This window comes from Mucilaginibacter sp. P4_G9 (assembly GCF_056400985.1).
Genome location: NZ_JBFUKF010000274.1, coordinates 1 through 6674, shown reverse-complemented (window position 1 = coordinate 6674; position 6674 = coordinate 1). Strand labels below are relative to the sequence as shown.

Annotated in this window: 4 protein-coding genes; all 4 read right to left on the bottom strand. The window is 40.3% G+C overall.

The window, feature by feature from the left end; translation table 11 throughout:
- Window positions 1-836 (bottom strand): IPT/TIG domain-containing protein (locus tag AC1DPZ_RS19300; RefSeq protein WP_477406421.1); only part of this gene is annotated, 836 nt, incomplete at its 3' end.
- A gap of 31 nt (window positions 837-867) precedes the next feature.
- Entirely contained in the window at window positions 868-2487 is a 1620-nt protein-coding gene (locus AC1DPZ_RS19295; protein ID WP_477406419.1) for a RagB/SusD family nutrient uptake outer membrane protein, read from the bottom strand.
- A 17-nt stretch (window positions 2488-2504) separates the two neighbouring features.
- Window positions 2505-5648, bottom strand: a complete 3144-nt coding sequence (locus AC1DPZ_RS19290; protein ID WP_477406417.1) for a SusC/RagA family TonB-linked outer membrane protein — start codon at window positions 5646-5648, stop codon at window positions 2505-2507.
- 533 nt (window positions 5649-6181) lie between these two features.
- On the bottom strand, window positions 6182-6674 hold a 493-nt coding region (locus AC1DPZ_RS19285; protein ID WP_477406414.1), incomplete at its 5' end, for a helix-turn-helix domain-containing protein.

The following is a 6674-nucleotide window of genomic DNA, read 5'->3' as shown; positions in this document are numbered from 1 at the left end:
ATACTGCGGTTACCATTCCACCAGCCAAGATCACTGGCGCCAACGGCAGATGCCGACATAACACCATATGTACCCCTGTTACCCGGATAAGCGGTTGAACTGTTTGACGATCCTGCACCCCATGCAAAATTGTTAACATTATCATAGTTTAACAGTACTCCCGTTATAAAATCGTTAAACAATAAAACAGATGTACCTGTGCCATAACGGTTAACTACCTGGATAGTGCCCCCGGTTGTAACCCCGCTGGGTACAGTTACTGTTAATGTAGTACCCGAAGTATTGCTTACAATGCCCGATGATGCTGCAACTCCGCCTGGGAAAACAACTTTATCAATATAAAAGAAATTGTTACCGTAAATAGTAACGCTTGTTCCTGCTACTGCACTTTCATTACTCATAGCCGAAATAATTGGAGGAGGCGGAACTATAGGGAATTTAAAAACTACATCTCCTGATGTTGTTACTACCTCAATGGTATTCAGCTTAGCCTGATCAAGTGAAGCGAATGGCATATCTGCAGGTATTTGTACAACCATTGTTGTATCAGAAAAAAGCGCAGCATTAAATGTGGCCTGGTAGCCGTTAAAATAAATGGCTTTTGTATATGCCAGGTTAGTACCGCGTATAACCACGTATTGGCCGGGACCAGCTACATGCAGGGTACTGTCATTAGGTTTTGGTGAAATGGCCCGTAACCCCTTAATGGTTGGAGCACCTTTATCTTTACCTGCACCCGAACTGCTTTCTTTTTTACAGGCAACTTGTAACAAGGTTGCTGTAACCAAAATAAGAAAAACCAGCTTTTTGGTGATATTTATATATATCTGATTCATAATTACATTAATTGATGGTGTAAACAATAATTTATTTCAACAAGCTAAAGTCAAACGCAACGGCCGGATCAGCTAAGCCCGGCGATTTTACCATTTCGCTTTCAGGGAAAGGCAGGTAAATAGTTTGCGCAGTTGCAGGCCAATAAGCGCTGGAATAAGTAACTGTGTACGTTCTGGGATTGTTGGTACCGGCGTTATACTTGATGGTATAACTCCCTTTGTCCTGCTTGGCAATCATATCCAGGGCTTTGGTAGGGTTGTAATAATATACCCTTTGGTACTCGCCCCAGTTTACACCTTCCATAGCAAATTCAATCCTTTTTTCCTGGAAAATATCATCAAAAGTAATTGATGTTTTTGTTGATAAACCTGCACGTGTACGCACCTTATTAAAGTATGTAATCGCATCGTTGTTATTTGTTGAAGCCGCATCGCCTAAAATAGCTTCGGCATAAATTAAGTACACTTCGGCCAGGCGCATCATATAGGTATTAATATTCGCACCCATTTCAACCCCTTTACCGCCATTATCGGCCGCTGAGCCAATAATGTATTTTTTTACGTTGGCGATACTGTTTGATGAGTAATTATATCCGCCATCTTTTTGGTCTATCTCGGGATAAGAATCACCATCGAACATAAATGTGGCTTTTCTTCGCAGTGAATCTTCCGGATGTGCTATATAATATTTAATCAGATCGGCAGAAGCACCATGTGCTGCTCCCCAGCCGTCCCAGCTCCCGGTAATAGTACCATCTTTGGCCATATATGCCTGAAAACTGTTATTAGTACCCCAAACAGCGGTAGACGGAACCCATTGCAGTGAGAAAAGGCTCTCGGGATTATTATTACCACCGCTATTGTTAGCGCTTTTAAATAAATCGCCATAGTTGGCCTGGAGTGTATAAGGCCCGTTGTGGATAACATCGGCAGCATAAAATTTTGCGCTATCCAGATCGGTTTGATTACGTGACCCAGAAGAATTTACCCCGGCACGGTTGAGGTACATTTTGGCAAGCATACCTTCGGCACTATACTTTGTTAACCTGCCATTTTGCGGCGCCACGGTGGGCAGATACTTAACTGCATATGCAAAATCCATGATAATGAATTTCCATACATCGGCAATATTATTGCGTTTAATATTCCGGTCTTCAAGCTGGGCAACGTTATCATAAATAATTGGAACCGGCCCCCAGTTTTTTACCAGGTATGAATAAGCCAGGCCCCGCATAAACCTTGCTTCGGCTATGGCTGCGTTTTTATCTGCATCGGCAACGCCGGTTGCATACGTTTTTACATTGGTTATCAGCGTATTGGCCTGTGCAATTGTTTTATAAAATGCTTTATAAGCGGTAAGTAAGGTATTTACATCTGTACTTGGTACAGCAAACTTATAAAATGGTGCATAATCGTTTGTCTGCATATCGCCGCCACGTGCGTCGCCTATACCAATGGATCCTTTATCATTATACTCAAACCAAACAATATTGTACAGCGGCGCTGTGGCCGCCAGCAACTGATCGGCTGATTTGTAAAATGTACCTGCTGTAAGTTTATCCTGGGGTGGCTGGTTGGTAAAGTCTTTTTTGCAGCTCTGTATTGAAGCAAGAGCGGCAATAGTTATGAGTGTTTTAAGAAAATTTTTCATCTTGAAATTTTTATCGGTTAAAAATCGGCCAGTAAATTGAACGAATACATCCTTGTGTTTGGATAACGTCCGTCATCAACGCTATACATCAATGGGCCGTTTTGACCTACTTCCGGATCTAAACCCTTATAGCCGGTTATAGTAAACGCATTTTGCACATTAACCGAAACCTTCAGTCCTTTTATAAAGCCCACTTTTGTAAGCGCTTTATGCGGTATATTGTACGATAAGGAAATGTTTTTACACCTTAAATATGATCCGTCTTCAATATACCATTGACTTGCACGGGCATTACCGTTAGGGTCGCCGGGAGCAATACGGGCAATTTGATATCCCGGGTTGGTTAATACGGCTGTTGTAAGGGAGGCATCTACATTGCTTGGGCGGGCAAAATTGGCTACAGACCTGTAAAGGTTGCTATATACAGCAGTACCACCGGTTTGCTCGTTTCTAAAACGCATGAAATTTAAAACCTGGTTACCATAGCTGGCATATAAGAATATATTCAGATCGAAATTTTTGTAAGAAAAAGAGTTATTTAACCCCGCTGTAAATTTAGGCCATGGATTGCCTATTACTGTACGGTCTTTTTCATCAATTACGCCATCGTTATTTAAATCTTTAAATTTAATATCCCCTACCCAGGTACCGGTGCTTGGATTAATGGTCATAACGCCGCTTGTAGATGTTTGCACCGCGTGATTTTGGATATCCGCGATATCTTTAAAGATCCCTTCGGCTATATACCCTGTAAACATCGCTGCCGGCTGACCCACCTGCGACAAAGTAGCAAAGGATGAAGTTTTATAGATGGTATTGATGGGTGTGTTCTGATCTAAATGGGTTATTTTATTCCTGTCTAAAGAGAAATTCGCGCTTGTTTTCCAGGCAAATGGCTTGTTTACATTAACGGTGTTTATGGTAATACCAAAACCTTTATCCTGCATTTTACCAACATTGGTATAAGGCCATTGCATTGAACCTACATCCCAGTTAACAGCTCCTCCTAAATAAATAGAATGGTCATTTTTTATAAGCAGGTCTGACATTTCTTTTTTGTAGAAATCTGCAATAACCTCTACCCGGTTATTAAACATGCTCAAATCAAAACCCAGGTTGTAAGTTTTATCTTTTTCCCAGTGCAGATTTGTATTTGAAAACACATCAGGTAAAAACCCGGTGCCACCGCCAAAAGGAGTTGGTATTGCTGTTAAAGTAGCGTAGTAACCACCTGCGTTTTCGTTACCCGAGATACCGTACTCTGCCCTCAGCTTCAAATCGTTAATAAACTCAATTTTATGCATGAACTTTTCCTGGGTTATTCTCCAGGCTGCCGATACAGAAGGAAAATATCCCCATTTGTAGTTCGGCCCGAAATTAGATGAGGCATCGCCCCTGTAAGTACCCTGCAGTATGTACTTATCATCAAACACATAATTAACCCTGCCAAAATATGACTCTTTGGTTGATGCGCCCTTCGAGCTGCTGTTAATCTCGTTAACGGTGCTTCCGGCACTTAATTCGGTAATGGTATTTACTAAATAGCCGTTTCTTTGGCCAAATAATGATTCGTAACCGTTTTTCTGGGCCTCATGGCCAGCCATTATTTTAAAATAGTGTTTTTGGATTTTGGTATCGTACTGCAACCTCTCATTAACGCCCCACCAGTAACTTTGTCCCCTGGTTCTGGTTGATACTGTAGTGGTATTGTTGTACCCGCCAAAAGTATAGGATGGATTAAAAACGTATTGATTATAATTTTGAACATAAGTATTGGCCTCTGTATGGAAAACCAATCCCTTTAAAATATTAATATCCACATACCCGCCGCCATTAAATGTAATGTTTTGGTTGTGATTGTCATTTACCGAAGCTAAAGCCACAGGATTGGTATATTGGAATTGTGTATTTACCGGCCCACCCCAGCTACCATCGGGATTTTTAACCGGGATACTCGGATTTTGCCCGATAGCAATATTTAAAATATCGGAGTTTGAAGTATTAACAATTTCTTTGGATTGGCTTACATTTAAATTGGTACCAATTTTTAACCACGAGCGTGTTTGGTTATCGAGGTTTAAACGTACCGAATTACGGGTAAATCCAGAGCCGACAGCAACCCCATTCTGGCTGAAGTGTTCGCCCGAAAAATAAAATGTTGTTTTCTCGTTACCACCGCTTAATGAAAGCTGCTGTTTTTGCAACAGCGTTCTACGAAACAATTCTTTTTGCCAGTTTGTACCATTACCCAATACCGATGGATCTGCAAATTCGGGCTGTGATGCAGCTGCGCCTGCGGCAGCATATGCATTGCGATAGGTAGCCCACTCTCTTAAGTTCATTACATCGGCAAACTTTGGCAGGTCCTGTAGGGTAAACAGGCTGTTAAAATTAATTTTGGTTTCGCCGGCTTTACCTCTTTTGGTGGTAACCATAATAACACCGTTGGCGCCCGCTGCTCCATATATTGATGTGGCAGAAGGGCCTTGCAAAACATTCAGTGTTTCAATATCATCCGGGTTAAGGCTTGACAGGTAATTTGCCCCAACACCGGCGCCCGAAGTTTGATCGGCCGGTTTAAACTGTACTCCATCTATAACATACAAAGGCTGGTTTGAACCTGTAAGCGAATTTAAGCCCCTGATAATAACCGTGGGAGCGGCACCGGGCTGACCGCTGTTTGCTGTAACATTAACGTTTGCAGCGCGGCCCTGTAAAGCCTGGTCAAAGGTAGTATTAACCGTTTTGGAGATATCGGCAGCGGTTATTGTTACCTGTGAACTGCTTAAATCGGTTTTTTTCATTTTACCGTAGCCCACAACAATCACCTCATCAAGCGCTTTATTGCCTGGCAATAGCTTAACATTAATTGTGTTGTTTTGCTTAACGGTTATTTGTTGCGTGGTAAAGCCCAGGTAACTAAACACCAACACATCACCGGCTTTTGCATTGATTGTATAACTACCATCAATACCCGACAAGGTACCTGTTGCCGTATTCTTTATTTTAACGGTTACGCCAGGTAGTGGCTCAGAATCGTCGGCATTGGTTATTTTTCCGCTAACCTTTATGGTTTGCGCATAGCCTGAAAGGCACAGCAGCATCATTGCCATAAATAGCGAAACACTACATCTTAATTTTTTTCGTAAATTTTTTTCCATGTTAATATTGGTTCATAATTGTTTAATAATTGGTGGTTTGATCGGGGGCTATTCAGTTTTGATGTTCATTCATAATTTACTGGCTTCGTTAATAATTTGTGATTTGATATTTAATTAGGGGTATGTGAATTTTAATTAAGGGTTGAAATTTTATATAAACTAATTCCACAATCGATTGCAAAATATCGGCTACCAGATAGCTTAATACAATACGTAAGCAACGTTTCCATCAAAACAAGAAAATTTTTATTCCGCATTCAGCGGGCATAAGTTTACAATTGGTTAAAAGTGTACGCACAATGATCGGAACCATTGTATAAGACACATTTATTGGAGATGAAGGTAGAAATGAAGATTTTACAAGGGTGTAACATTTGTAATTATTGATGTAACAAATGTTCACATACAAATCAAGAAGCTGATTATCAAGATATTATATTAAACAATACAGATTTCGCTAACATTTATGCCTGTATTAATGGCAATTTGAGGCCATTCAAGCAAATAATCTTTATTATGTAATTGGAATAAATTCAGGAAACATCAATTTTCTCCTGGCCCGGCTTACGTTTTTGGAGAACAAACTCCGATGGTAGCATGTTAAACTCGTCTTTAAATGATTTTGCAAAATATTGAGGTGTGTTAAAACCAACCTCGTACGATACTTCTGCAATGTTCATCTGGCTATGTTCTAATAAATGAGCGGCTTTTCTTAATCTTAACGATCTGATATATTCAACGGGAGATTTGCCGGTAATCACTAATAGCTTTTTATAAAGTGTATTACGGTTCATTCCCATATGTTTACTCAGTTCATTAACTGAAAGGGAAGGATTAAGCAGGTTTTGTTCGATGAAATTTATAACATCTTTTACAAATACTTCGTCGGTGGCGAGTATAGCCGGTTCATTTATCTGGAAATCTAATTGCCGGATATACGTTTTTTTAAATGTAGCCTGTAACCTGATCAGATTTTTGATTTTAGAAATGAGTATTTCGAAATTGAAAGGTTTGGTCATATAATCG